The organism is Pedobacter arcticus A12, assembly GCF_000302595.1.
Lineage (GTDB): Bacteria > Bacteroidota > Bacteroidia > Sphingobacteriales > Sphingobacteriaceae > Pseudopedobacter > Pseudopedobacter arcticus.
This window is the reverse complement of the sequence record NZ_JH947128.1, coordinates 81,677-108,393: the sequence shown is the minus strand read 5'-3', so window position 1 is coordinate 108,393 and position 26,717 is coordinate 81,677. Positions and strand designations below refer to the sequence as shown.

Annotated in this window: 21 protein-coding genes and 1 tRNA gene; 5 read left to right on the top strand and 17 right to left on the bottom strand. The window is 34.0% G+C overall.

The genetic code is table 11. The features are described from left to right. The first annotated feature begins 138 nt into the window (after window positions 1-138). Window positions 139-2,415 (top strand): FAD-dependent oxidoreductase, encoded by a 2,277-nt coding sequence (locus B176_RS0116480; protein WP_017259937.1) that lies wholly within the window; start codon window positions 139-141, stop codon window positions 2,413-2,415. A 13-nt stretch (window positions 2,416-2,428) separates the two neighbouring features. Next, on the top strand, window positions 2,429-4,117 hold the full coding sequence (locus B176_RS0116475; protein ID WP_040540738.1) for a sodium:solute symporter family protein: 1,689 nt from the start codon (window positions 2,429-2,431) through the stop codon (window positions 4,115-4,117). Window positions 4,118-4,200: 83 nt separating this feature from the next. Here the strand turns inward: B176_RS0116475 and B176_RS0116470 are convergent, their stop codons facing one another. From B176_RS0116470 to B176_RS0116455, 4 genes are all read right to left on the bottom strand, one after another. Continuing rightward, window positions 4,201-4,665 carry a hypothetical protein gene (locus tag B176_RS0116470; RefSeq protein WP_017259935.1) on the bottom strand — a complete coding sequence of 155 codons (465 nt, stop codon included), beginning with the start codon at window positions 4,663-4,665 and terminating at the stop codon, window positions 4,201-4,203. 179 nt (window positions 4,666-4,844) lie between these two features. Beyond that, window positions 4,845-6,050 (bottom strand): bifunctional 3,4-dihydroxy-2-butanone-4-phosphate synthase/GTP cyclohydrolase II, encoded by a 1,206-nt coding sequence (locus B176_RS0116465; protein WP_026063402.1) that lies wholly within the window; start codon window positions 6,048-6,050, stop codon window positions 4,845-4,847. Between the two features lie 247 nt (window positions 6,051-6,297). Beyond that, window positions 6,298-7,734, bottom strand: coding sequence for an LptF/LptG family permease (locus B176_RS0116460; protein ID WP_026063401.1), 1,437 nt, complete (start codon window positions 7,732-7,734; stop codon window positions 6,298-6,300). A 20-nt stretch (window positions 7,735-7,754) separates the two neighbouring features. Beyond that, window positions 7,755-8,138 (bottom strand): START-like domain-containing protein, encoded by a 384-nt coding sequence (locus tag B176_RS0116455; RefSeq protein WP_017259932.1) that lies wholly within the window; start codon window positions 8,136-8,138, stop codon window positions 7,755-7,757. Window positions 8,139-8,411: 273 nt separating this feature from the next. On the opposite strand from B176_RS0116455, the gene B176_RS0116450 reads away from it, so the two are divergent. Further along, window positions 8,412-9,542 (top strand): tyrosine-type recombinase/integrase, encoded by a 1,131-nt coding sequence (locus B176_RS0116450; RefSeq protein ID WP_154648024.1) that lies wholly within the window; start codon window positions 8,412-8,414, stop codon window positions 9,540-9,542. 129 nt (window positions 9,543-9,671) lie between these two features. Here the strand turns inward: B176_RS0116450 and B176_RS0116445 are convergent, their stop codons facing one another. From B176_RS0116445 to B176_RS0116420, 6 genes are all read right to left on the bottom strand, one after another. After that, entirely contained in the window at window positions 9,672-10,550 is an 879-nt protein-coding gene (locus tag B176_RS0116445; RefSeq protein ID WP_017259930.1) for a DUF4365 domain-containing protein, read from the bottom strand. Between the two features lie 33 nt (window positions 10,551-10,583). Beyond that, complete coding sequence (locus tag B176_RS0116440) at window positions 10,584-12,647, bottom strand: ATP-binding protein (RefSeq protein WP_017259929.1); 2,064 nt, start codon at window positions 12,645-12,647, stop codon at window positions 10,584-10,586. A 46-nt stretch (window positions 12,648-12,693) separates the two neighbouring features. Beyond that, complete coding sequence (locus B176_RS20425; RefSeq protein ID WP_017259928.1) at window positions 12,694-16,017, bottom strand: hypothetical protein; 3,324 nt, start codon at window positions 16,015-16,017, stop codon at window positions 12,694-12,696. Between the two features lie 537 nt (window positions 16,018-16,554). Next, entirely contained in the window at window positions 16,555-16,782 is a 228-nt protein-coding gene (locus B176_RS0116430; RefSeq protein WP_017259927.1) for a hypothetical protein, read from the bottom strand. Continuing rightward, window positions 16,779-17,330, bottom strand: a complete 552-nt coding sequence (locus B176_RS21080; protein ID WP_154648023.1) for a hypothetical protein — start codon at window positions 17,328-17,330, stop codon at window positions 16,779-16,781. The genes B176_RS0116430 and B176_RS21080 overlap by 4 nt, the downstream gene beginning before the upstream one ends. A 10-nt stretch (window positions 17,331-17,340) precedes the next feature. After that, complete coding sequence (locus tag B176_RS0116420; protein ID WP_017259925.1) at window positions 17,341-17,712, bottom strand: hypothetical protein; 372 nt, start codon at window positions 17,710-17,712, stop codon at window positions 17,341-17,343. 85 nt (window positions 17,713-17,797) lie between these two features. Between B176_RS0116420 and B176_RS0116415 the strand changes: the two genes are divergently transcribed. After that, a complete protein-coding gene (locus tag B176_RS0116415; RefSeq protein WP_017259924.1) occupies window positions 17,798-18,037 on the top strand; it encodes a helix-turn-helix domain-containing protein in 240 nt (79 codons plus the stop codon). Between the two features lie 110 nt (window positions 18,038-18,147). Here B176_RS0116415 and B176_RS0116410 read toward each other — a convergent pair whose 3' ends face one another. The 5 genes from B176_RS0116410 to B176_RS0116390 all read right to left on the bottom strand — a co-directional run bounded on the left by B176_RS0116410 (window position 18,148) and on the right by B176_RS0116390 (window position 22,733). Further along, window positions 18,148-18,519, bottom strand: a complete 372-nt coding sequence (locus B176_RS0116410) for a hypothetical protein (protein WP_026063399.1) — start codon at window positions 18,517-18,519, stop codon at window positions 18,148-18,150. Window positions 18,520-18,581: 62 nt separating this feature from the next. Then, window positions 18,582-18,908 (bottom strand): hypothetical protein, encoded by a 327-nt coding sequence (locus B176_RS0116405; protein ID WP_017259922.1) that lies wholly within the window; start codon window positions 18,906-18,908, stop codon window positions 18,582-18,584. 393 nt (window positions 18,909-19,301) lie between these two features. Then, entirely contained in the window at window positions 19,302-21,068 is a 1,767-nt protein-coding gene (locus B176_RS19810) for a DEAD/DEAH box helicase family protein (protein WP_017259921.1), read from the bottom strand. 114 nt (window positions 21,069-21,182) lie between these two features. Next, window positions 21,183-21,614: a hypothetical protein gene (locus tag B176_RS0116395; RefSeq protein ID WP_017259920.1), complete on the bottom strand. Its 432-nt coding sequence runs from the start codon at window positions 21,612-21,614 to the stop codon at window positions 21,183-21,185. Window positions 21,615-21,887: 273 nt separating this feature from the next. Continuing rightward, entirely contained in the window at window positions 21,888-22,733 is an 846-nt protein-coding gene (locus B176_RS0116390; protein WP_017259919.1) for a hypothetical protein, read from the bottom strand. A gap of 854 nt (window positions 22,734-23,587) precedes the next feature. Here B176_RS0116390 and B176_RS0116385 point away from each other — a divergent pair. Continuing rightward, window positions 23,588-23,661, top strand: a tRNA-Met gene (locus B176_RS0116385). A gap of 80 nt (window positions 23,662-23,741) precedes the next feature. Here the strand turns inward: B176_RS0116385 and B176_RS0116380 are convergent. Both B176_RS0116380 and B176_RS0116375 read right to left on the bottom strand, forming a co-directional pair. Then, window positions 23,742-25,496 carry a HAMP domain-containing sensor histidine kinase gene (locus tag B176_RS0116380; RefSeq protein WP_017259918.1) on the bottom strand — a complete coding sequence of 585 codons (1,755 nt, stop codon included), beginning with the start codon at window positions 25,494-25,496 and terminating at the stop codon, window positions 23,742-23,744. A gap of 44 nt (window positions 25,497-25,540) precedes the next feature. Next, complete coding sequence (locus tag B176_RS0116375) at window positions 25,541-26,671, bottom strand: sensor protein KdpD (RefSeq protein WP_017259917.1); 1,131 nt, start codon at window positions 26,669-26,671, stop codon at window positions 25,541-25,543. Window positions 26,672-26,717 lie beyond the last annotated feature (46 nt).

Sequence of the window (26,717 nt, the reverse complement as noted above, 5' to 3'; positions counted from 1 at the left end):
TAAACTCAACATAAATCTCTAAGTCTATTTTAGATTCTTTAGCTATTGTGCAAAAACTATTGTCCATAATAATATAAAGTTATATATTTGTTTTAAACCAAACCAAACCAAACCAGTAATCGAACATATTCTAAAATAATGATAACACAGGCATTCGAAATAAGCAGGGAATTAAAAATAGAAAATTTCAACACAGATCTAACAGTTATAGGCGGCGGCTTGTCTGGTGTGTGCACTGCAATTACTGCAGCTCGTAAAGGTGTGAAAGTGGTTTTAATACAAGACCGCCCAGTGTTAGGTGGCAACTCATCTAGTGAAGTACGTTTGTGGATATTGGGTGCTACTTCGCATATGGGCAATAACAACCGATGGAGCCGGGAAGGTGGCGTAATTGATGAGATTTTAGTTGAGAATACTTACCAGAATAAAGAAGGTAATCCATTAATATTTGATGTGATATTGTTAGATAAGGTTGTATCAGAACCTAATATCACCTTGCTCCTGAATACAGCAGTTTATGAAATAGAAAAATCAGATCCTGATACCATCTCCTCCGTAAAAGCATTCTGTAGCCAAAATTCAACATCATATTTAGTAAAATCGCCACTTTTCTGTGATGCTTCTGGCGATGGTATTGTTGGTTTCCTTTCTGGTGCAGCATTTAGGATGGGGGCGGAGTGTAGAGAAGAATTTGGTGAAAAATTTGCACCGACAGATGAGTACGGCGAACTACTTGGGCATAGCTTATACTTTTACACCAAAGACACGGGTAAACCAGTAAAATTTACAGCACCCAGTTTTGCGATAGATGTTGTCAAAGAAATTCCTAGGTTTAAGAGCTTTAATGCAAAAGAACATGGCTGTAAATTATGGTGGTTAGAGTATGGTGGGCGTATGGATACCGTTCATGACACTGAAGAAATAAAATGGGAATTGTGGAAAGTAGCCTATGGGGCCTGGGATTATATTAAAAATTCAGGTGATTTCCCAGAAGCTGAAACCATGACTTTGGAATGGGTAGGTACCATACCGGGTAAAAGAGAAAGCCGACGTTTTGAGGGTGATTATATGCTCCGCCAACAAGATATTGTAGAACAGAAAAGTCATGAAGACGCCGTTGCTTTTGGCGGATGGTCTATAGATCTTCACCCGGCCGATGGGGTTTTTAGTGAAAAGCCTGGTTGCAATCAATGGCATGGAAAAGGTATTTACCAGATTCCGTATCGCTGTTTATATAGTAAAAATATTAAAAATCTTTTTCTGGGCGGTAGAATCATCAGTGCAACGCATGTGGCTTTCGCTTCTACTAGGGTAATGGCTACCGCGGCCCATATCGGCCAGTCTATAGGAATGGCAGCTTACGTGGCCAAAGAAAACAACCTTGAACCCAGAGATCTTTTAGAGAAGAAATTCCTCAGAACTTTACAAGATGAGTTGCTGAAGAGCGGTCAGCACATTCCGGGTTTTGAATTAAAAGAAGATTCAGATTTGGTGCAAACTGCTAAAATTGAAGTCTCAAGTGAATACGAGTTATCTGAGTTATCGTCGGATTTTGCTAAACCGTTAGACCTGTCTGTTGCGCAAATGTTGCCCTTAATTGAAGGGAAGGTGCCTCAGATTGTTTTTCATGCGGAATCAGACACAAATACAGTGTTAGAAGTAGAACTTCGCATCAGTAATAAAACGGGTAATTATACACCAGATATTAGTTTAGAAAAGCAGACTTTGGCGATAAATGCCGGACGTAATTGCTTAAGCCTTTCATTCTCAGCAGAAATTAAAGAAAAAGCATATGCTTTTGTGATTTTTCATAAAAACCCAGCGTTAAAGTTGCATCTTTCGAACCAGCGGATAACCGGAGTGCTTTCCGTTTTTAATTCGGTGAACAAGGCGGTTTCTAATTTTGGTAAACAAACTCCTCCCGAAGATATTGGAATGGAAACATTTGAGTTTTGGTGCCCACAACGTAGGCCAGAAGGGCATAATATAGCTATGAAATTAGAACCGGCGATAAAGAGATTTGGTAAAGAGAATCTTAGAACAGGAGTTTACCGCCCTACTACAGCGCCAAATGCGTGGGTAGCCGCATTTGAAGATAAGAAGCCTCAATTAAAGATGAGTTGGGACAAGCCAAAAGAAATCAGTAAAATAGATCTTTTCTTTGATACGGATTATGATCACCCAATGGAAAGTGTATTAATGGGACACCCAGAAGATGCAATGCCATTTTGTGTAAGAAATTATGAGATTAAAGATGACAAAGGCAAAATTATTTATAAAAAAGAGGGAAATTATCAGACTAGAGATACCATAGCGTTTTCGGAGCCAATTACCACAAACCAGCTAACAATTTCATTGGAGCATCCGTCAGAAAATGTTCCGGCTGCACTGTTCTCTATCCGCTGTTACAATTAAATAAAAACCAACAATGAGCTTTCTCGACTATGTAACTATGTTCGTTTTTACAATTGTAATAATTGTAGCGGGACTATCTTTCGGTAAATCCGGAAGCAATATGAAATCTTATTTTGCCGCAGGAGGAGCTGTACCTTGGCAAATTAGTTCACTCTCCTTATTTATGAGTTTTTTCTCTGCGGGTACCTTTGTGGTGTGGGGATCTTTGGCATATCAATATGGTTTTGTATCTATCGCTATCCAGTTAACCATGTGCGTTGCAGGTCTGTTGGTTGGCTTATTTATTGCACCCGCTTGGCAAAAATCACATTCATTAACAGCTGCGGAGTTTGTTTCAAAAAGATTGGGAGTTAAGGTTCAAAAGTTTTACAGCTATCTGATTTTGTTAATCTCGTTGATGTACACTGGGGCTTTTCTTTATCCTGTGGCCAAAATTATTAATGTGTCTACAGGTTTCTCTATTGAGGCCTGTATCGTTGTCTTCGGTATTCTTATAATTATTTATACAGTTGTAGGTGGCCTTTGGGCGGTAATGATTACAGACGTTTTGCAGTTTGTAGTGCTTACAGCGGCCATTATTATTGTGGTGCCGTTGGCCTTTGATCGGATAGGTGGAGTTGAACAGTTCTTTTCGAGCGTACCAGATACCTTTTTTTCTCCCGTTAACGAGGAGTATACATGGTTGTTTCTGTTGGCTTTCGGGGTGTACAATGGGATATTTATAGGAGGAAACTGGGCCTACGTTCAGCGTTATACGAGTGTGAGTACTCCAAAATCGGCCAGTAAAGTGGGCTATCTTTTTGCGGCGTTGTACCTCATAAGTCCTTTTATCTGGATGTTGCCACCGATGATGTATAGGGTTTTAAATCCTAATTTATCTGGGTTGGCGAACGAAGGAGCTTACCTGATGATGTGTAAAGAGGTATTGCCAAAAGGAATGATTGGATTAATGCTGGGCGGAATGTTGTTTGCAACGGGAAGTTCGGTAAATACCACATTAAACCTTGCGGCCGCAGTTTTTACAAATGACTTGTATAAGTCTGTTAAACCATTAGCCAAGCCAAAACAGTTGATGTTTGTTGCTAAATTGGCAACTACAGTCTTTGGCGTACTCACCATTTTGGTGGCTTTGTTGGTGCCACTGGCAGGCGGAATTGTTGAAATTGTTTTAAGTGTAGGGGCAGTTACGGGTTGTTCGCTCTATGGCCCGCCAATATGGGCGTTGTTTTCAAAGCGTCATACTGGTAAATCCATCCTTTGGTGTACAATTTTAGGACTTTCGGTTAATGTTTATTTCAAATTCTTTCATCCGCTTATTACTGGTATTTCCTTTACTAGAACCCAAGAAATGTTGGCAGGTGCGTTTATTCCATTGGCACTTTTGGTAGCTTATGAAGTGTGGGCAAAATCAAAAAACCAGGTTGCAGAAGATTACCTCGGCTATAAACGCCAAACAGATGAAGCCCTTCATGCTGTTGCTGAGGAAGATGATGAGTTAAACGAAACAAGCGAATCTCAAAACGTATTTGGCCTAAAAGTGCTGGCAAGAACAATGGCTTTAATTTCAGTGATATTTATTGTATTGGCATTCTTAGCTGGTAAAGCAATGAACGTTACTTTACTGCTAGGAGTATGTATAGGAATAAGTGCATGGCTAATTAATAGAAAATCAAAAAGTGTTCTTGCCAAAAAAGAGGACTAGGTAAGTTATCGGATCAAATTCTATAAAAAAACAAAGCCCCATCAGAACGAATCTGAAGGGGCTTATGTCAAGAATTGTTACTCTTAAAAAGTGAATCTAAATCCGAAACCGAATCTTCCAGCTTCAAAATCACTATTGTCACCGATAAATGCAGTCGGTCTCCAATCAAAATCTAAAGCAATTGGTGCTCCTGGAATTTTGAAATCTAATCCGGCTTGTGGCATTAATAAAAAAGTGGTGTTGTTATAGCCTGCGTATTTAAAGAAATTTACACCCGGACCACCACCGATATACCATCTTAAGCCATCTGCACCTTTAATTGCTTGATGGTACTGATAGAAAGCTTGTAATCTTGTGGTATGGTCACCAAATAGTAATTCTGGCTGGATAGCAGAGTTTGCATTAAAAAAATGCTTGAAAGACGGTCCTACTAATGTTTGACCTGTACCAAAATCCAGTCCTAAGCCAATACTGTTTTTGTAAGATTGTGCGCTTGCCCCAAAAGACAACGATATCGCAACGAAGGTTAAAATAAATAGTTTTTTCATTGTTATAATTTGTTTGATTTAAATAACACTAGCTAAATTTATGCCAATTGGTGTGTTTTTTGAGATGCTGTTTTTTATCGTACTGAACATAAGTTGGTTATGTTTTATTTAAAACATAAAGAGGCGACACCTCTATATAGAAATATCACTTCTTTGTGTATAAAGGTAATTTTTACGCTTTAAACCTTACCCATAATAGAATGGCCCATTCTATCGCGTTTCGCTTTTAAATAAAGCTCGTTATGCTTGTTTGAATCAATCTCTATTGCAACGTTTTCTACTATCTCTAACCCATAACCTACCAAACCTGCTCTTTTTGTAGGATTGTTTGACATCAACCACATTTTTCTAACGCCCAAACTTCGTAAAATCTGCGCACCTACGCCATAGTCGCGTTCGTCCATTTTAAAGCCTAAAGCTAAATTAGCGTCTACGGTATCCATGCCGTTTTCTTGTAGATTGTAAGCTTTCAATTTGTTGATCAAACCAATTCCTCTGCCTTCTTGGTTCATGTAAATAACCACGCCTTTGCCTTCCTTTTGGATCATCTCCATAGCTTTATGTAACTGAGGCCCACAATCGCATCGGCATGACCCAAAAATATCACCTGTAACGCATGAACTGTGAACACGCACCAATACAGGTTCATCCTCGTTCCACTCTCCTTTGATTAGTGCTATATGGTTTTCTTGAGTATTGATTTGGGTAAAAGCAATCATTTCAAAATCGCCCCATTCTGTAGGCAGTTTAATAGAAACCTCTCGCTTTATTAAAGATTCGGTTTTTAAACGATAAGAAATTAGATCTTCAATAGATATAATTTTCATGTCTAGTTCCTTTGCTAGTATTAACAGCTCCGGTAAACGAGCCATCTCACCATCCTTAGTCATAATTTCGCAAATTACGCCGGCGGGTTCCAATCCTGCTAAAACAGGTAAGTCGATGGCTGCTTCTGTATGGCCGGCTCGTCTTAAAACGCCGCCGTTTTTTGCCATTAACGGAAAAATATGTCCAGGCCTGCCCAGATCACTGGGTTTTGTAGCCGGATTTATCAAAGACAAAATGGTTTTTGAACGATCCGAGGCCGAAATGCCTGTGGTACATCCGTTTCCAATTAAATCTATCGAAACGGTAAAGTTCGTTTCATGTACTGCCGTGTTGTGGCCAACCATTAGGTCGAGCTCTAATTCGTGACATCTGTGCTGGGTTAAAGGAGCACAGATCAAGCCTCTGCCATGCGTTGCCATAAAGTTGATCACTTCTGGCGTTGCCATACTGGCTGCTGCTAAAAAATCACCTTCGTTTTCTCTGTCCTGATCATCTACTACAATAATGATTTTACCAGCTTTTATATCTTCAATCGCTTCTTCTATCGTATTTAACATCATATTTTATTGTTTTCTTAAACCACTGGCGCTTGCTATAAAACCATAATTTTAGCCAGTTTGTTTGAGATGCCTATGAAGCAAATTTAACCAAATTATTGGCTTGCTTTGAGTAGGTAAATGTTTTAGTTTAAATGGACTGTAAATATTACAGTGTAATTAGACAGTACTCGTTATCGTTGGTTTTTGGAGCCATAGAAACGGTATTGTGAGCGCTAAAAATTAGTGTGCTATGTGGTGGAGTTGATTAAGCTTTTACTTTCTTTTTGAAAAACTTTTTAAACAGGTTTTTATACAGATCCACATCAAACAAAGCAGAATCAATTGTTGCTTTATAGGTTAAAAATAGGCCTACCGGAGTAAGAATGAATATCGCTGACCACATGCCCAGTATTGGATCCAGGTTACCTACTTTTACAGATTTTTCGCCAACGGTGCTGATGATATGGTAAATCAAAAAGAATATTACTGATACCACCACAGGTAATCCCAAGCCTCCCTTTCTGATGATTGCGCCTAGCGGAGCACCGATGAAGAACAGAACCAAACACGATACCGCCAACGTAAATTTACGGTTGTACTCTATAATATACCGTCTAATAATAGTGGTATTGTCTTTTTTTGTGGTAATGGTATTCTGTAACGACTCTTTTAACATTCGTACATTGTCAATAGCAGTTGAAACTACTGTTTGTTTTTTTAACGAATCGCCAACGCCAGCGAAAACTCCTTGTGATTTAAAATTCAATCCTTTGAAAGGCTTTGAGCTCTTATAGTTTTGTGTGGCGTAGTAAATCTTATGATAAGGTCTTATCTCTTTAAAAACGTTATTGCTAATGCTGTCGTTTATTTTGGTAACGGAATCTCTATTTGCAGTCAGCTGTTTGATGTTCAACATCTGGTAATTTCCTTTAAACAGATTTTCGTCTTCTCTTTTAAATTTAAAGCTGGAGAGGTCAAACTTTTGCTCTGTTTCTTTAAATCTTAATCGGGTAAGTTGTTGGCGTGGATTGTAGCCGGTTTTTCCTTGCGCTTCCTCATAACGTACACCATCCTTTAATCGTAAAATCAGATAGTTTCCGTCGTCGGTTTTATACATCTCACCCTCTTTTGCCATAAGGATGTTTGTGTTGCCTTGGCCTTTAGATTGGTCGTATATTACGATGTCTTTAAGTATTTGTCCGTCTTTTTCTTTCTTTTCTACACGTATGGAGTAGCCGGGTATACTATTGTTAAAAACTCCTTCCTTAATTAAAAAAGCGGCTTTCTGTTCTCTTACATCATACAGTAAAGAGCCCATTTTAAGGTTTGCCACTGGTAGCATATAATCCGAAAAGAAAAAAGCACTAATGCCTAAACAGGTAATCAGAATAAAAAGCGGAGCCATTGCCTTTTGCAGAGAAATACCGGCAGACTTAATTGCAACCAACTCGTAGTTTTCGCCCAAGTTGCCAAAAGTCATGATAGACGAGAGCAATATGGCTAGCGGAAGTGCCATGGCAACATTGGTGGCCGCAGCATAAAACAGCAATTTTAAAATTACATACCACTCAAAACCTTTTCCAATTAAATCATCAATGTATTTAAAAAGAAAAAGCATCAACAGCAAAAACATCACTATAAAAAAAGTGACAATAAATGGTTTGATGAATGCTTTTAATACGAGAAGGTGTATTTTTTTCACGCTACAAAAATAGCAAAAAATTATGCGCCAATTACACTGAGCAAGGATTCAATCTGAACATTCCAAATTGCTTGACGATCTTTCAGGTTTTCTTGCGATGCAAAATCTGTTACCACTAATGCTACATCATTGGTGAGCTCGTCTTTAATAATCTCGAGTTCAAAATATGTATAGGGTTCATCATCAATCCAATGAAATTTAACAGATTTGTTTTCTTTGAGCGATAACAGTTTTGCCTTTTGTTCTTCGCCATCGTCCCAAATGAAAGTAAAAATTTGTTCGTTTATTTTTACTTTGTCTGCAAACCATTCGGATAAACCATTTGATTCGCTAATAAAACTATACAGAATTTTTGCGGATGATCTGATTTCGTACTCCAACCTAAATTTTACTTTCTCGCTCATGGATAATTTTACTAAATAACAAGGGGAAAAACAAGTTTTAATTTTTTTTAAATTTCTTTTCTAAAGGAAAGTAATTTCTTCTATATTTGCAACTCAAATTTCAAGCCGTTTATGTGGCTTGGATAATTAATTAACAGCGCACAGGCTTACCGTTGCTGAATAAGATTTGAGAAGAATAAGACAGAAAGTTGAAATTATGGCGGGGTAGCTCAGTTGGTTAGAGCGCAGGATTCATAAGCCCACTGCCATTTCCCCTTGATAATATTGTAAACATTGATTTTTAGTACAGTTAGAAACTGTGCGCCACCCAATGCGCCAATGTTTACTGAATTAGAAATTAAAAGCCCAGAATCAAGAGCCTACGTAGAGTATTATTTTGACGGTATTCGACAGAGAGAGTACAATGCCAAAAGACTTGAATTGCGTATCTTTCCTAACAAGGCTAAAAGCCAGTCAGAGAAAAACAAACTACTTAGCAAATTAAAATTTGAATTTCACAAAGCTTTAGAGAAAGGCTGGAATCCTTTATCGTTTGAGAAGCCTGCTGAAAAGAAAGCTGTTCTTTCCTTAGAGAATAGTGTCAAAGAAATCCTAAAATCCAAACTCAATGAGAATTATAGCAGAAGTTATAAGAAAGACCTAGTTGCTCTTAGTGGCAAGTTTTTACAGTTCCTTACTTCTGCCGAAAAGAAATGCTCCGTTGACAAGTTAGAGACTTCCAGAGTCATAGAATTTCTAGAGCAGTTCAATTCCTCAAACCGGAATTATATGAATAAACGGCAAACTCTAAATGTTCTGTTACCAAACACTATCTCTAGAACCCCAAGGAAAAAATGCAATGAACAGTTGCATGAGATTTACACTAAAGAGGAAATGAAGGAGGTGTTAGCGTTTTTAAAAAAGCATTACCCCAAACTTCATCTTTTATCTTTATTGGCTTATGGCTGTTTCTTAAGGCCTCATGAGGAAAGCCGACTCTTGCAGAAAAGGCACATTAAAGAGCACAAGATTTATTTATCCGGTAATGAAAATAAGGGAAAGAAAATTAGGGTAGTGGATATCCCGAACTATGTGTATGAAGCTCTTCTCCCTTTTATAGAGAACTGTGAAAATGATAATTCCTATATATTTACTGGTACAAATTGGTTAATTAATGATGACTATTTTAAAACCATGTGGAGCAGGGCAAAAAATAAGATGAAAGCTAAATCTTTAATAAAAGAGAATCAGACTTTATATTCTTTTAGACATTCTGCTTCTGTAAATGTGTACAAAAAAATTAAAGATATTTATATCCTTCAAAAGCTTCTAGGTCACTCTAGCATTATAGTCACTATGAAGTATTTAAGAGGGCTAGGAGAGGTTAATAGTGAAGAGTTGAGAGATGCGTTGCCCGAATTATAAGTTTTAAAATTAGCTCTCTTAGTTTTACTATGAGAGCTTCTATAAATTACATCATTCCTTCATCTGAGAAACTATAATATCCTTCATTCGATATTATCAATATGTTCTTAAATTTTAATTCAATATCAATTATTCTAAGTCATTAATATATCTAAATAAAGTTAAATTCATTATCTCCCAATAACTCTTTTCATTTATAAATAAAATTTTAATTTTTGATTTAATCTTAATTAAAATCCGCTTAAACTCGTCCATATATTGAATTAAGTCGTATTCGTAAAGTTCATAAAAACCATCTTTAAACCTCTCCAAACTTTTATCTTTTAAAATGGATAATTCTGGAATTTGATTATTTATTTGAAAATAGGAGCATAGAAATTGAAAGTTTCTGTGCATAGCTTCGAAATAGACTAAATCGTTATCTTCTAAACCTAGATGAAAATCTAAATTATCGTGTAGGTTTTGGAAATCCTTCATGTTTTCAAAATTTGAAAGGAAAAATAAAAGCTCATTTTCGAATTGAAGACGAAAATTTTCTTGTAAATAAAGGTACTCGAAATAGAATCGACCAGTATGCTTATTTCTTTGAATACTGTACTTTTTTTCCATCTTATAAGAAAACTTCTTTTGTGTGCAATATTCTGAGAAGTTTCTTCTTATGTGATCTTTAACTGAAAGAAAGTATATGGAATGATTGGTCATATCCGCAAGAAAAATAAATACAGGAACAGGGAAACGCCACCAATAATTTGAAGTTGAAACTTTTATTCCCGTCAAATTAAATTTATCATCATCTGACCATTTAATAAGATTTCTTGATTTTAATTGAATCATTGCGAGTGCTCCTGTAAGTTCATTTTCCTCGCCCACAATTTCTATATAACAATCAATACCATAATCTTTTTCTGTTATTTCTCTTATAATCCATTTGCCGGGAATATTATAAGAGAGTAATTTAAAACTTGCAGATTCTGAAATATGTTGTGGAACTCTCTTTGGAAATTTCATTTTACTGAAAAATTAATTGTCTTTATTTAATTTTTAGCTTGGAAGTCCCAATTTATCGAACAGAATTCTATTTCTATTTTTCGCGTCTTTTAAAAGCTTCGAGTATGATGTTAACTCGATATATGCATTAAACTTATCATGAAAGTAAAAGTAGCCAAGCCCGTCTGGTGTTTGTTTGAAATTCTTCTCATCAGCTAATTTTGTGATATTCTCATTAAAATCGCATATTATGTATGCATAAAATGGGGTTCTGTCCTTATCAATGTTGATGATTTTGCCTCGTCTATCTTTTGCTGTATTTGCTCTAATGGTTGAAATATATGAAAGAACTTGGTCTATTGGATTTTTCTTTTTGTCCCTAGTATTGTAATCCTTTCGCTCTGGTCTTTTGAATTCAACAATAACAAAAGAATTATGAGGCGCTTCATCATTTACAAATGAGAAAGAATTATTGAATATTAAAAGATCGGGTCTATCTAAATTTCCTGAATCTTCAACTACTTTAATTTCTTTAAATGACTTGTCAGACGATAAATAACTATGATAAGATAATCTTTCATCAATTAACCATAAATTTTGTTGCTCAAATGTTATTTCATCAGATTCCTTTTTAATCGGAAAAAATATTTTATGAATTGTGTCTTCTGTATAGAATTCATCATCTTCATTTACACCTAGAAACTTATCCAGTAATTCTATAACCGATTTACGATGAACAATATATTTAGCTAGGTTAGCCTTTCCTATATCGTTGAATTTCTCTATGTATTCCTCGTATAAATCAATATAATCCTGAGAGTCTTTAAAAGAATTACTCTCATTTAATATTTTCTCTCCAAGCTCTTTTACTTCAACCTCCAAATCAGTCTGTACTTTAAAAAGTTCAATATTCAATTTGGTTCCTGTAAGATTTGGAGACATTTTTTTTACCACATCCGGACGGTATTTTAATAATGCTTTAAATTGTGGGGCATATTCAGAAATGTAATCACTATAAGTATCAAACTTTGTCATTCTGACATTTGTCAAATAACTGGTAAGCATTACTTCCAGTACCTCAATTATTTTTTCTCTAATTCTCTCCAAATTAGGTTCATCTTCAACTAAATCATTAAAGTTGGCATCATCTATATTTTCCGGAAAATCAAAATCAATACGCTCGGTGTCAACATGTTCGTCTAAGAAAGAGCTTGTGACATAGACCTGATAAGTAAAATAGTTGTTGTCTTCTTCAACAATTGAAACTCCTAGATCAGGAATGTATTTGTTTAGTTTCTCCTCTTTTACAACTCTATCATTCCCACAATAATGAATTCTGTGCCCTTTTTTTGAATCAAATAATCTTACTAGATTAATATTGAACTTCTTACCGTAAAGTTGAAAATTGGATTGTCTTATTGATGCCCGAAATTGAGTGTTGAAAATACTATCTAGATTAATCCGAAAACCATTAATTGATTCAACTAATTCAATTCGTGGAGCTTTATGATTTATATATGTTACTAAAAAATGTTCTATGATTTTTTCTGAAATATCTTCTAATTTTTTAGGACAAGTTTTTTGATAACCCTCTAAATAGGATATCAAAGAAACTTTTGTTCCCACTTTATTTGTTTGTGAAGGGGTCAGAGAATAATCATAAATCCCTTTACCTTCTGGTTTAAAAACAAATTCTCTTTGGTAAAATAGATTATCCCCTTCATCTTTAAAGACACTCGTAAATTTTAGGTTTTTAAATGCTTTTAAACAAACGAACCTACCAATTCCTTTAGCTCCTCTTTCTATTTTAAAATCCGATTCTGCGGTTAAAAAAGAATTGAAGTTTTCTTCATTTAAACCAATTCCATTATCGACTATTTCTATGTCAGAAATAGGATAAATTTCTACTTCCGAACATTCTTTTAGAAGTTCAATACTTCCTTGTCTAGACACCCTGATCTCTATAAGGCCGTTAGTTGATTTTTTATCTTCAATAGCGTGAATGGAATTACTAATAGCCTCAAATATTGGCCATAAAGATTTTACTATTGGCAGTTTGGTATTTCTAATTTTACCCGATATGTTGGTGTGAAGTTCAGGAAGAGAGTTTTTTTCCATTATTAGAAAATTTAATTGGTAGAGTTTTCATTGTACGATGCTAGACTTAAGTAATATTTTCGTTTTTAATTCTTTTTAGAATTTCATCAATTGAAAAATTCGGAGGAAGTGGTTTAAAGGTTTTATTTGAGACAAAAAACTTTTTGCGCTGGAACTCTCTAAGTTTCTGGATATTTAATTTGGAAACAAGAATGGCATCATTAGTACCACCTTTTAATCTTAGTAAATCTTTTACTGCTGTTTCCGTGGGTTGAGTTAGCCTAGTATCTCCAAATTGACTCGTGTTTACTTGTGCAACATAACAATGCAAGTCTCTTGCACTAGCCTCAATAATGTTAGCAAAATATGGAGTGTCTTTGTTCCACTCTAAAGCAATTAATAAGTCTATTTTACTTCTCAATAAGCTTCTATGCTCCAAATCGGCTAACTCAAAACAATAGAATACAGAAAAATATATATTTTTCCAATTGAAAATATCATATCTACTAATAGCTGGTTTTGGAACAGTTAAATGGTTTTGAGATATTAGAAATTCTTCAACGGGTGCGTAATGATTTTTTAATCTAAAAACGACAGTTGCGTCCTTTATTCCGTTTATCTCAACAGGAAGAATAGTGGCTACAAAATTAAATGCAGTTTTGTTAGAAATAATATGTTCTAATCCAGAAATTACTAAAGTTTGATTTTTTTGAGAATAGCGTGCTAAGCTTGAAAGTAGATTTATTGGGATGAAAAATTCAGGGAATAACACTATATCCGAATTTTCTTTTCTGGCTTGATTTAAGATTAAAGCTAAACGCTGGTATCTTTCTATCGACAAATTTGGTTCATTTCTGACACCTTTAACAATATTATCCTCTGTTACTTCTGTATTGGCAAATGAAATACTAGGCTCCTTAATTTTGTCTTTCGAATTTATACGAAACTCCTTAAGCTGATTCTTGTTATCTAGATTTTTATCTCGATTTACTAAGTTAAAAAAGCTAGATTTTAAATTTTTATCGCTTAAAATATAGTGGGGTAAATGATTTGAATTACCATTCACATAAACATCAAAAGCGTAATCTAAATAGTATTCCTCTCTTGTAGTTTCCTTCGTAATTAAATTGGCTTCTTCAGTTTTAATTATAGGTCCTAAAATATTTGTAAAGTGATACCCATTTTCTTCTTTTAATTTTGATTTATTAAATCTAGATAATTCTGAAAAAGTTGAAGCAAAACAACATTCCCAGAACTTTATTGGTCTCGGCGAGTTTTTTATTAACTCATCATCTAATTCAAATATTTCAACGTCTAATTGGAGTTTTAATAGGTTGCTGTAACCTTTTTTAGCTTCTTTAGTGTAATTTAATAATGGAGTCGAAACATATTGATGCCTAATCATATTTGTCTCCCGGAATCTATTTTGCCAACCTGAATTCGATTTTGTAACCTCTGTATTGTTCATATAATAAACTAACAGTGAATTAGATAATTCTTTAGTTTTAAAATCAAAGTGTAATTCAACATCTCTGCTTTGATTCAAGAACATTGGATTTAATGAAATAGTTAGTTCGTGTGCGCAATCTAAATATTCAGCCATTGATTTTTGAACAATAGAATACTCTACTGTTGTGCCTTCAATAAATCTCATATCTTTTTTTCCAATATTATCTATTTGCTCGGCACAATGAATATAAAAATCGATGTACGATTTTGGTTCTTTGTTAACCAAGAAATAAGTAAAAATACGTTCCCATAAACGATAAAACTCCAGACAAGTAGAGCCTTTAAAGAATTTAAGAACTTGATTTTTTTCTTTTTCTGAAATATTACGCTCATGGTTTAAAGAACTGAATATTTGATTAGAGAGAAATAAAGTTAATCCATATCTATTCTCTTTATAATCTTGAAGAGTTTTAATCTTTCCTTCTGTTCCATTATAATCCAAATGATACGCACTCATTTCAAATTCCCCTAAAGAGTTATCGTGACTTGGTAAATCTCTAAATTCGCTAGTTCTCTCTTCTAACTCTCTTTTTAATTTATTTATTACCATATCTGATTCCTCGGCATCAAAGTAATAAAGAAGGGTTTTTTCACTTTGGCAGAATAATGATTTCTTACCATTTATTTTAAAAACTCGTCCTTTAGGGTCGTTTGAATCTTTCGTAAAAGGAGAGTCAATAAGGTTAATTAAAGGGCTAAAGTTAGATATAACATATTTCTCAATTTCACTAAGAGTTTCTTCTTCAAAAGTGATTTTATAATGAACATTTTCAACATTATTATATTTCTTTTTAATCCTGCTTTTGTATTCAGTAAATGAAAATTTAAAATCTTCATTCTCTTCTTCATCGCTTGAATAAGGATTAGGGTCGGCAAGGACTAATAAAATATCATCTACATATCTACCGTAATATGCCGGTTTATATTTCTCAACGATTCTTTTATCAAAGTCTTTTAAATAATCATTTGCAAGAACGAATGAAGATAGCAGACCAATAGGTAATATAAATTCGAGGAGTTCATTGTTGTCATTACGTTCTAATTCAGAAGAAAAGTCATAAGGTTGTTGATATTGTTTTGAAATCTTTTCTGTATAAATATGATGCGTTTTTAAAAATAGCTTATTTAAATTATTATGAGCTGTTATATAATGGGTTTTATCTTCACTATGAATTACCTCATTTCGTATTCGAACAGAATGAAAGTAATCTTTAATATCTAGATTGAGAAATAGGACATCTCGTTCCTTTTTTATTAATTCTTGAGCAATATTGACAGACTCGTCTCTCCACTGTTGATATTGTTTGAAGTAAGGTTTGAACAATCCTGAACCATTGACAATGTTTTTTTTGTCTTTGCTCAATAATAATCTATTTCCGATACAATTACTACTAAGTTTTGAGTCCATTGTTGCTCCATAATGAATGGTCCAAAGAACAGAAATTAAATGTATTTCGATTGGCGCATCTATAAATGCCGTAAGTCTTTCAATTGGATATTCTTTTTTAATTCTTTGGTTAGTAATTAAATTATCTGCTTTTTCGGTTTTCTCATATTTTTTCGGATAAAGGTTTGCGTCAATTTTATTTAAAAAAAAATCAAAAAAATCTTTAGAACGGTTGTAATTGTTTAATTCATTGGTGAAAATCTGTAATTTACTCTCAACTGATTGAGGGATACCAAAATCATTTTTAAAAATATCCAGTTCATTCCCTGTTCGATAAGGTTTCTCACTCGCCCTAAATATTGAATTGAAATCTTTAGTCAAATTTGTTTCAAACTCAACCAACTTTCTTCTTAAAATAATATCGGTATTATCATAGTAGATATAAGTTTTCAGTTTCTTATATGCCTCCTTGATATCTGTTAATTCAAATGCCATTTATATTTTCTATTTATGTTGGAGTGTTTCTTTAATATGAAATCAGCTAATATATGTGCAATAACCCTCTAAAACCCATCTATCATTGAAAAGCTTTCTTGGGTTTAAAAATTTCTGTTTTCTAAGGTAAAAAATTATAAACTATCGAAACTAATTTCTTTCATTTAAAATTTCACAAATCTTAATTGACAGCACAAACCTCGCGAGTCAGCATTGCGAGAAGAGTGAAAGTTCTTGTTGCAGGAGTTTTGTAAAAACGGGCAACAAGATATGTTTTTTCAACACAAGGCTTTTGGCGTGTGTTATTGCTCCAATAACCATGACAAAGACGAAGCTTGAACGAAAACGCAAGGCTCGCAGAACTATAGATACGGTTAGATTTATGGGGTATGAGAGACAGTGAATTTTTCATGAACGTTAGCGAATATCCAATAAATCTAAGGGGAGTATCTATGAGCAAACCGGAGAACTTGGCATCTAGAATGACAAATTGCGGAACGTAGTGGAGTAGTGAAGTTGATGTGTCTGCAAGACTAATCAACGCAACGAATTTGGCGTTCTATGTGCGTTCGTAGCCTTTGCGAATGCCTTTTTACCTAATGTACTGGCACTGTCCCAACCTATGAAACACAGAACCAAAAACTTTAAGCAATGCCCCTTTTTAAAGAAGAAGGAACTTTCTTCCCTTGCACCAATTAAAGACCAAGCCTTACCATTTCCGTCGTATGGACCAAAAGTGGGAATGGTAAGGTTTGGGATTTTCAATATTTGCTTAACATTATCATTAGCACAGCCTCTTCATCTGGCAATTCACTAAGTGAACATCCCATAACTGGTAGTTTCATAAAGTTGTGACCTTCGTACGAAATTATTTGTTCTACCTCATCAATTTCTTCTTTTTTTCCAATCACTTGAATAGAAATAATCCTATCAAATTTATCCATTCTCACGGCTGACAATTCATAGGTAATCATCATTTCACTTCCTTTAAAAAAACTGATTTTACCAACTAATGAATCTTCTGCTTTATCGAAATCAGTTTTTGAAAATCCGTAGGATTTTTTAAAATAAAATGATTTCAATTTCATAATAATCGACAACATCAAGTTGTAAGAGGTAAGGCTGTTTTGATTTGGATCCTCAATAGATAATATTTCTAGATACCCGTTACTTCCACAATTAACACAATTATCTGAATCATGCAATTTTTGCATACTAGACCTTACCTGTGATGGAGGCACACTGATTACACAATTACAATCCCAGAATGTATTGCATTTTTTGCATAAAACTTCATATTCTATTTGTCTCATTACTATAAAATTAGAAGTAAACTTTCTTTTGTAAGGATGGAATATAAACCTCGTATTCGAAATACTTTGATAACTCCGAACCTGAATAAACTTTAGATGCTTGATGTGATAAATTTCCGTATTCCAACCAATATTCATCAGTCAATCTTTTAAATGCCTTAACGTAAATCCCATATCTCGACTGAGTGACTTTAAGTTTAACCTTAATGGGTTGGTTCTCTCCGTTAAGTATGTATGCATTTACAATGGTTACCTCAGCCTTATTTTCTTTTGGTTGAGAGTTTTGATTTGGGAGCGGTAAAGGTTCGTACTCCATAAATTGAGCTTTAGATGCATAGCTCACTACGCATAGCGCAATCATTAATAGGGTTTTCTGTAGCATAAGTTTGGTTTGATTTAGTAAAAGTAATAATTACTTAGCTATTACTAAGTAAAGGGTGCGTTTTCTTTTCAGTCCTTAGTATCTGATGAATAAGCCTTTGAAATCGGATATAGAGCTCTTCGTGATTGAAAAGGTTAAAGAGAAAAGAGAGCAGTTTAATCTCTCTCAATCTGAACTTGCAGTCAAATTAGACGTATCAAATGGTTTTATTGGACAAGTGGAAAGCACTAAATATCCAGCAAAATACAATCTTAATCATCTAAATAAATTATCGAAGATTTTCGATTGCTCTCCTAAAGAGTTTCTGCCTGAAAACTATTATTGACCTCCTTTAAATTGCAAAAGGTCAATAATAGATTCTTGATTAAAATTTGAATTTTTAAAAGATTGGTAAGAGATAAATCAATGCGACTTTTAATTGCATCAATTGCTCACTTAGTAAAGCTCTTGCTCTGTAATTGTAAAATAAAATTTACCCTTTATTCTTACTTCAACAGTTTTTATCTGTGCTATTCTAGTTAGCAGAGAAGTATGGAGCATTTGTAAATGACCGAATTTAACCCTCTCTATATAACTTTCAAGCATCATTTGATGAGTAGCGATTGTAGAGCTGTCAAATTTATCAGGGCTGTTAATAACCTTTTCGTATTCTTCCAGAGGTGGTATAAACAAAGCATCTTTGTGGTCTATTATAAAGATATTTTGGGAGTAAGATATTTCAACCGTACTCAGCTTTGATGCAAAGAAATCTTCTATAAATTCTTTTAAATACTCAGACGCTGTGCTTTGATCTGTTAGATTTTCCATGATAATATAATTAATAAGTAAAGCCTTATCAATGAGAGAACATCGATAAGGCATGATTTGAGTTAAATACTATTTTGTAATTCGTTATAAGAACATATTCCTATATGGTAATTGAGCCATTTTACTTTCCACCACATTCCTAAACTGGTGCAAACTGTAAAATCATCACTCATAAAATCCATTCTATGGAAATGCAGACCTTTCTTGGCAACCAAATCAACAAAGTCATTGACTTCTTCAAGGCTTAAGAATCTAACAGATGCAAGCTGACCATCATCTGTATAGGTGTTGTTTGGAACATCTTTAATAAAGTATCTGAGTTTACCAGGATACTTTTCATCCAACGTCTTAATTGGAATAATGAAATTGTAAAATTCAAAGTGAATCATAGTTTAAAAATTTAAAATGTTAATAAATGGAAAAGCCCTGGTTGCTAAACCAAGGCTTTGAAATGTTTTGGAAATCGAGAATTTACAGGTGGGTCAATGAATTTCCGGTTCGATTCACACGTTATTCGTGTTAAAAATTCATTGTTTTTTGAGATTTGCCGGTTTGGATTTTTAAAAATTCAAATTGTAGGCATTAGGTGTATAATAATGAGTGTAAGGAAACCATTTTTCCCCAGTGATACGATAGGGGTTTATCTTGTTAGAGTCTATGTCCGGCGACTACAGGGGTATGTTTAATTTTTGACTTTTTAAAAAAAATAAAATTTTAAAATTGGGACAGTAAATCGAAGGGTATATAGACCCCCAAAATTTAGTGTCCCAAAATCTCAATCTTTATTGAGTAAAATGAGATTTCAAAACTGTATAACCTTTCATTTCAACTCCTGCTGTCCATCTTAAGGTTTTTCTTTTACTTAACTTGAAATATTCTGATAAAGATTTAAGCGAAGGCCTCAAATCAAGGTCATAATCACAAATAATATTCCCAAATTTTGATAAAAGTTCAAATGTCGGCGCAGTTTCCCCCAGAAGTTCATCATTTAAAGCTTCAATAAATTCAAAATTTGACTTATATCCAGTTTGTTTTTTTCTTTTCAATGTTTTAATAATCTGTTTCATTGAATAGCTGTTTTTTAGCAAAAGCTCAGAACCTAATTCTTTGTATGCATGAACAATAAACGGCCAATATTTATTCAGTTCTATTAAAACTTCGTTTCTATTGTCTAATGTAAATTCTTCTAGATTAGTTAATGCCCAATCTAACGTTTTAACAATTTCAGTTACGATATTTTGCAAGGAAAGTCCGGAGGAAAGCTTTTTGTTCCCTAAATCATCCAATGGATATTTTTCTTCTTTATGGTTGACTTTAAAATGTTCAATGCCTAAAGCATCAATTAAATTTTTGCTATTTATATAGCAATGTTTAACCTTTTCATCGTGAACTGTATAGTCCTGCATATAGAAATTTTTTGTCCCGTCCTCATTAAGATAATTAGCAAACGGCACTAATCTTAAAGCCTCGTTCAAAGTGTCTTTAGCTCCGTTGTTAGTAGCTCCATTTCTTAAAGATTTAATCTGATTGTAGCTCGTTTCGCAACCGTTTAAATAAGCGAATACTTCATCTTTGGTCATTGCTTCCAAACTGTCATCAAGATTGGTGATATGAATAACCCGGCCGACTCCCTTGCGAAATCTGCCCACGATTTGGACTGCATCCGTAAACGGATCAATCATCGAGTGTGGTGAAGTTTTTATTTCTGAAATCATAATTACCACTGGCGGAGTATCCATATAAATATCTACGGCACTAAAAAATCTACTTGTAAAAAAATTGTACTTTTTAAAGTCTTTTAGATGCTCGTGGGTATTTTTAAATTTTGCAATTTTAAAATTATAGGTTGCTTTTTTTGAACAAAAAATAGCTGATTCGTTTAAAAGTTCCAACTTTTTAACGTATGAACCTATTAATTTGGTGGAATTAAGAAAAATGCAATAATTCTCACTCTCAACTTCTCGAAGTATCTTTTTCAAAGAAAGTTGAACATTGTTTGTCGTGATCAATTCTAAATCTTTTTTAAAATCAAAATCAGGTAGGATTAAAACATCTTTGAAATCATGCTTATCAAATAATGGATCTGAAGGTCTGATTGCAGTTGCGGAAATAAAAGCCTTGTTTTTAAATTTAAAAAAATCATCCATTGGCAGAAGGATGGAATTTCTAAATTCAATATCCTTTATAATCCTGTCACACTCATCAAAGAGCAAAAAGAAATCTTCGTATAGATTCATCTTAGAAAGCTTAACCGCCTCCTTAACTTTATAAAATGATTCGGGAGTAACCAAAATCTTTTTATGTTTTACTTTGTTAAAAAGTAGATATTCTACAACCCTGTCAACACCTACGCCCTCATGAACACCAAGTATTGATTTACTCTTTTTGCCAATGATTACAGGAACGTTAGGTTCTAATATAATTGAGTGGCGTTTAGTGCTAAGTTCCAATGTGGTAGCACCAATAGAAGTTAACTTTTTATGATATATTGAATTGGTTTCCAGTGATTCGATTACATCTCCAAGGAATTGACCGTGTTTAATTTTCATAATTTTTAAACATAAGTTTAGTGATTGGGTCTATATATAGCCCATTAATTAATATTTAGAATAGTTTTTGAATTAAAAAGGGGAGAGAATTCTCCCCTTTATTGAATTAATTGTTTACTCTTTTGAAGCTTCAAAAAGCTCGGCTAGTGTAGTGTTAAAATTTACAAAACCAAACCCATAAACGTTTATTAGATGCCACATTTTTCCTGCAGTTCTAATTTTAAGGTTTTTGGTTACTAACTTCTGTCTTATTTTAAACCAAACACAAGGCTTGCCGTTGTTGTCAGTTGTTTCATAAGGAGTTACCTCAAAAGATGCTTTATCTTTCATAAGCTGTAAGCCAATTTCTAAGCTAATTAACTCACTTTTAGAGCAACTTGCTATTAAGGCTCTAAAATCTTCTTTAGAACACTGGTGTTTAAAGAATGCTTCAGCATCTATATCCATTTTTTTAACTTCTGGACCTAAAGCATTCTGTTCGGATGCGCGAGATTTTATTATCTCGTCGACTATCGATGGTTTACCATCATTTGATTCATTTAACATGATTCTTATTTTTAATAATTTTTAAAATTTGTTACTTTTAAAAGTTAAAGAAGTAACCAACTTCCTTAACTTTTCTGAGTTGGTTAGGCTCATAATTCACAACTAAAGAATCGATTAATTTCTTTAATCATTAACAAATTGAATTAATCATTTTCAAAAAGTATACTACAAATATAAAGTAAACCTATAGTCGAAACGCCAATTCGTCGTAGGAAGAGAGCCCTTAGAAAAGATTTTTTTTACGAAATAAAATAGGAAACGTGAATATTTTTATTATGCGAAATTAGCGAGAATCTCCTTTTTAAACTGGTCTTTATATTTTTCTTTTTTATCAGGTTGGGCTCGCCAACCCATTTCATAATAGAAAGGGTATATGATTTTGACTTGAGGAAATGAGAGCATAGCTCTGGAGGGTTTCACTTCAAAATTATCAATTAGAAAATCTTTCAGAATAAACGCACCCCTCGCCTCAATCTTTAGCCGGAGTTTATCCTCTTCTTCCATTACCTTAAGACCAGTTTCCCATATTTGTGAAATTATGCGTTCTTCACTTAAACTTTCGCTTAGTAGTTCATCATTAATGTTTAAATTCAATAATTTTGATAAAGACTTTAAGAAGTGATTTAGGAAAAAGTATTCCAAATCTAAATTAGCGAATTCAGCAGTTAGAGCTGAATTTTCGTCTGAAAGATTCGATTTGAATTCTAATGTCACATTTTTAAGTCCTCCTGAATCGAGGATCAGTTTCCTGAGCTTCATAAAATTAAATAATTTGTTATTATCAAATCCAAAAAAGGCGTTGCTCTGGCGAATAGTACTTTTAGAATACCCTATATAAAGTATCAAAAATATTAGCTCATCATAAAGGTTCTGGTCAGTTACATTTATAGAAGTATGGGTTTTAATAGTTTCGTTAAGCTTGTTGTTTAATTTTTCAAAATCGTATTTTTCGTAAGTCTTATTATTTAATGAAAAATCTTTGACGGTGTTAATTTTAAAGATTACTTGACAATCTCCACCTCCCAACTCTTCAATAAAAAAGTCCTCGTTTACAAAAGGCAAATTATATTTAGATAATAATGGAAATATTCTGTTTTTATTGATTTTAAATGAACGCATAGCTTTTAGAGAAAACCTAAAAATATTAAAATGGTTTAGTTATTCATTAAAAAAGCAGGATGCTTTTCACACCCTGCTTAGTTGTTTATTTAAAATTGAAATCCTTTCTAGTCTTTCTTATGTATTTCATTTCAGGAATATCTCCAATTTTTGACTTTTATAAACTCCTGTATCTTTCTTAAAATCAAAACATTAAGCTATTTGGCGCGCGCCAAATCTCAGTCGAAAACTGATTAAATTAAACGACCTTTTAGTGGAGTGCTGTAAGCAGTTAAGACAAACAGTCGTACTATTTAATTAAATATCACTCTATTTTTTTGATAACACCCTTGTCTCATGCTGGTTAATTAACTGATAATCATTAAATTACTTTAATTAAAATCCTAAGGCTCAAAAATTCAAGAAACTTTAGAGATTATTTAAAAAAAGTTGCATCTTTGCAACCTCTTAAGCATGACTCATTTCTCATGCGCCAACAGATGCGCCAAATAGGTCATCAAATGCGCCAACAGATGAGCCAAATTTATGAGAAGTTATAGTTTAAACTGCACAGCGATTGTGCTGAAAATTGACAAACAATAGTATCAAGTTTTTGCAAACTATTTAGAATTTCTTTATCGATTTACTAACTAGAAAAAGGAGATTAGATTATGTTTACTTTTAGATTGGCAAGAAGCAAATAGCCTTTTAAATAGGTTTAAAGCTTGTTTTCTTTTCTAAAGGAAAGTAATTTCCTCTATATTTGCAACTCAAATTTCAAGCCGTTTATGTGGCTTGGATAATTAATTAACAGCGCACAGGCTTACCGTTGCTGAATAAGATTTGAGAAGAATAAGACAGAAAGTTGAAATTATGGCGGGGTAGCTCAGTTGGTTAGAGCGCAGGATTCATAACCCTGAGGTCAGGAGTTCAACTCTCCTTCCCGCTACTTGGAATGAAAGCCACCTAGAAAGGTGGCTTTTTTTATGGGTCTTAATATTAGATCATAAATTTAGGATTTGTACCGACTTAAGAAACCACAGGTAAACTAAAGCAAAATCTACTGCCTTCACCCAGCGCACTTTCAACCCAAATGGTTCCATTTTCTGCAACTATAAAATCTTTTGAAATGGCTAAGCCCAGACCAGATCCAGATTTATTATTACCATCTGTAGGTACTTGAAAGTACTTGTCGAACAATCTTTTTTGATATTGTTCTTCAATACCTTTTCCAGAATCTTTAACCGAAAATTCCACATATTTATCTTTTGATGCGATCTCAATAATTATTTTTGATTTCTGAGGACTGTAACGCAGGGCATTCGAGAGAAAATTCACCAGCACCCAGGCTGTTTTTTCTGTGTCAACATTTATTTTTGGAAGATTTTCTGATGTAATTAGCTCAAGGGTAATTGCCTGTTGTTCGGCCTGTAGCCTTACCGAATCTATTGCGTAATTGGCAAGTGTAATGGGGTCTGTATGTGCAAAATGGAGTTGCAGGTTTCCCGTTTCTACTTGGGCAAGATCTAATAATTCGCTGGTAATTTTCAATAGCCTATTACAGTCCTCTTTTATATGTTGTACCAGTTGTTTCTGCTCAGTGTTCATTTGTCCCACTCGTTCATCATCCATCAATATAAGACTCATTTTTATGGATGAGATTGGCGTTTTTAGCTCGTGTGATACAGTGGCAATAAAATGCGTTTTGGCCTCATCTAATTCTTTGTATTGAGTAATGTTTTTTAGAATGTAAACCTCTCCCGCTGGCTTACGGCTTAATAACATCGGTTTTTCAACCTGCTCTTCCGTTAATGGAACTAAGATTTCCCTCTTTTCCAACTGGAAATACGACTCTTTGCCATCGGCATAAATCTTTATCGCTTTATCCAAATTGGTGTTGTGTAAAATGCTGTATAGCAAATCATTTTTCATCATTAGCTCTTTTGCATCAGCTCCAATTACATTTGTTTTATTCAGATTAAGCAATTCTCCCGCTACTTTATTAAAAAACAGGACTTCGTTTTTTTCGTTTAAGCCGATAATCGCATCACGCATCTGCTCAATAATCGCTTCGATACGCAGTTTTTCCGATTGTAGCTTGGCGATATTACTTCCTTCCCATTTGTTAAGCTGTTCAACCATGGTGTTAAACTCAGTAGCCAAAACCGCAAACTCATCAGTCCCATTAAAATGCAGTCGCTGTTTGTAGTTTTTCTTGCCAATTTCTTTAATAGCATCAGAAAACTCGCCAAGTGGGTTCGCTACAAAACCCGGAAAGTTTACACTAAAGGTAAATAGCACCAAAAAGCATATGGTGGCGGTAACCATAACGTATGTGGACGCGGTTTTTACACCTTGTTGCGCTATCTCGTTTTTTTTAACGATGGCTCGCATATTAACTTCGTCAATTTTACCCAGTTCACTATAAATAATGGAACGTATATGTTGGCTTTCTTTAGCTGAAATAGTAGTATTTATTAAGGTCGAGAAATGCTTTCTGATCGTAGAAGTTGCTTTATCTTCGCCCGTTTCTGTAATGTTTTGTTCCTCCAAAATAAGTTGGCTATTAAACTTGGCAGCTTGGTTTTGAGACAAAGGCAATGCGTTATTATCTAAGATTGAGCGTAGCTTTCTGGTATAATTTAAGCTTTCATAATTATCCTTTAAAATTTCTTTTGAACTGATAGCGATGGCGTTGATGTTATATAGAGAAACGGCACCAAAAAAAAGTACAACCACAAAAAGGAACCCAAATCCGAGCAGGAGTTTTGTTTTTATTTTCATCTGATTAATTATTTAGGTGTTACCTCGGTTTTTATTATCTATCATCATGATAATATTACTAAATCTGTTTCTGTTTGAGAGATGCTTTGCAAAAGCTGATTAAAAATGGCCGTTCTCATAATAATCTGAAAAAGGTTTAAATGTGGTTTGCCAATGCATATGGTGGTTATCTCTTTCTCTTTTGCGGTGTTGATAATTGTTTCGGTTACATGGTTGCTTTTTATTTTGAGTACCTCGGCACCTAATTCTGTTGCTAGTTTTAGGTTGTTAATCAAATGTCGCTGGGTATCCAGTTTTATCCTATTGCCGCCTTCACTTTCTTTTTGTACGTAAAGCACCAGCCAAGGAGAACGATAGTAAGAAGCCAGTCTTGCCGTTTTCCTGATGATAATCTTTGCTGTTGCATGATTACTAGAAATACAGGCCATAAATTTTTCTGGTCTTAATTTTATCTGTTTTGGAATCTCGATGTCTATCTTTCGCTCCAAATGATGCGCTACCTCTTTTAAAGCTAGTTCGCGTAGTTGCAGAATTCGCTCTGGCTGGAAAAAATTTGATAATGATATCGCAATTTTGCTTTTGTCGTAAATTTTCCCTGTTCTTAAGCGTTCAATCAAATCATCAGCGGTGAGGTCGATATTTACAATTTCATCAGCAACATCTAAAACCTTATCCGGAATTCTTTCTGTAATCGCAATTCCAGTTATTTTTTCAACATCTTCATTGATGCTTTCTAAATGCTGGATGTTTACAGCGGTAATTACACTAATTCCAGCTTCCAAAATATCAAAAACATCCTGCCAGCGTTTACCATTTTTGCTCCCCTCCACGTTTGAATGTGCAAGTTCATCCACAATAACCACCACAGGTCTTGCGTTTATGATGGCTCTAACATCCATTTCCTCCAACTCTTTACCCTTATAAAAAATTTTTCTTCTGGGAATGTAAGGGATTCCGGCTAAAAGCGCATGTGTTTCTTCGCGGTTATGTGTTTCTATATAACCAATTTTAATATCGATATCGTTTTTTAATAAGGAGTGGGCTTCTTGCAACATTCTGTAGGTTTTCCCCACGCCAGCACTCATCCCGATATAAATTTTTAATTTTCCCCGTCTCGAGTTCTTAATTAAATTAAGGAATTTTTTGACCGACTCTGTTCTATTTTCTTCTTCCATTAAGGGATGTATTTTTTTGAAAATAATATAGCTTAGCCAGAGGATC

Bases quoted from the DNA above. Each gene is read 5' to 3' on its own strand.
- B176_RS0116480 (WP_017259937.1), top strand. From the start codon at position 139: ATGATAACACAGGCATTCGAAATAAGCAGGGAATTAAAAATAGAAAAT.
- B176_RS0116475 (WP_040540738.1), top strand. From the start codon at position 2,429: ATGAGCTTTCTCGACTATGTAACTATGTTCGTTTTTACAATTGTAATA.
- B176_RS0116470 (WP_017259935.1), bottom strand. From the start codon at position 4,665: ATGAAAAAACTATTTATTTTAACCTTCGTTGCGATATCGTTGTCTTTT.
- B176_RS0116465 (WP_026063402.1), bottom strand. From the start codon at position 6,050: ATGTTAAATACGATAGAAGAAGCGATTGAAGATATAAAAGCTGGTAAA.
- B176_RS0116455 (WP_017259932.1), bottom strand. From the start codon at position 8,138: ATGAGCGAGAAAGTAAAATTTAGGTTGGAGTACGAAATCAGATCATCC.
- B176_RS0116445 (WP_017259930.1), bottom strand. From the start codon at position 10,550: ATGAAATTTCCAAAGAGAGTTCCACAACATATTTCAGAATCTGCAAGT.
- B176_RS0116440 (WP_017259929.1), bottom strand. From the start codon at position 12,647: ATGGAAAAAAACTCTCTTCCTGAACTTCACACCAACATATCGGGTAAA.
- B176_RS20425 (WP_017259928.1), bottom strand. From the start codon at position 16,017: ATGGCATTTGAATTAACAGATATCAAGGAGGCATATAAGAAACTGAAA.
- B176_RS21080 (WP_154648023.1), bottom strand. From the start codon at position 17,330: ATGAGACAAATAGAATATGAAGTTTTATGCAAAAAATGCAATACATTC.
- B176_RS0116420 (WP_017259925.1), bottom strand. From the start codon at position 17,712: ATGCTACAGAAAACCCTATTAATGATTGCGCTATGCGTAGTGAGCTAT.
- B176_RS0116415 (WP_017259924.1), top strand. From the start codon at position 17,798: ATGAATAAGCCTTTGAAATCGGATATAGAGCTCTTCGTGATTGAAAAG.
- B176_RS0116410 (WP_026063399.1), bottom strand. From the start codon at position 18,519: ATGGAAAATCTAACAGATCAAAGCACAGCGTCTGAGTATTTAAAAGAA.
- B176_RS0116405 (WP_017259922.1), bottom strand. From the start codon at position 18,908: ATGATTCACTTTGAATTTTACAATTTCATTATTCCAATTAAGACGTTG.
- B176_RS19810 (WP_017259921.1), bottom strand. From the start codon at position 21,068: ATGAAAATTAAACACGGTCAATTCCTTGGAGATGTAATCGAATCACTG.
- B176_RS0116395 (WP_017259920.1), bottom strand. From the start codon at position 21,614: ATGTTAAATGAATCAAATGATGGTAAACCATCGATAGTCGACGAGATA.
- B176_RS0116390 (WP_017259919.1), bottom strand. From the start codon at position 22,733: ATGCGTTCATTTAAAATCAATAAAAACAGAATATTTCCATTATTATCT.
- B176_RS0116380 (WP_017259918.1), bottom strand. From the start codon at position 25,496: ATGAAAATAAAAACAAAACTCCTGCTCGGATTTGGGTTCCTTTTTGTG.
- B176_RS0116375 (WP_017259917.1), bottom strand. From the start codon at position 26,671: ATGGAAGAAGAAAATAGAACAGAGTCGGTCAAAAAATTCCTTAATTTA.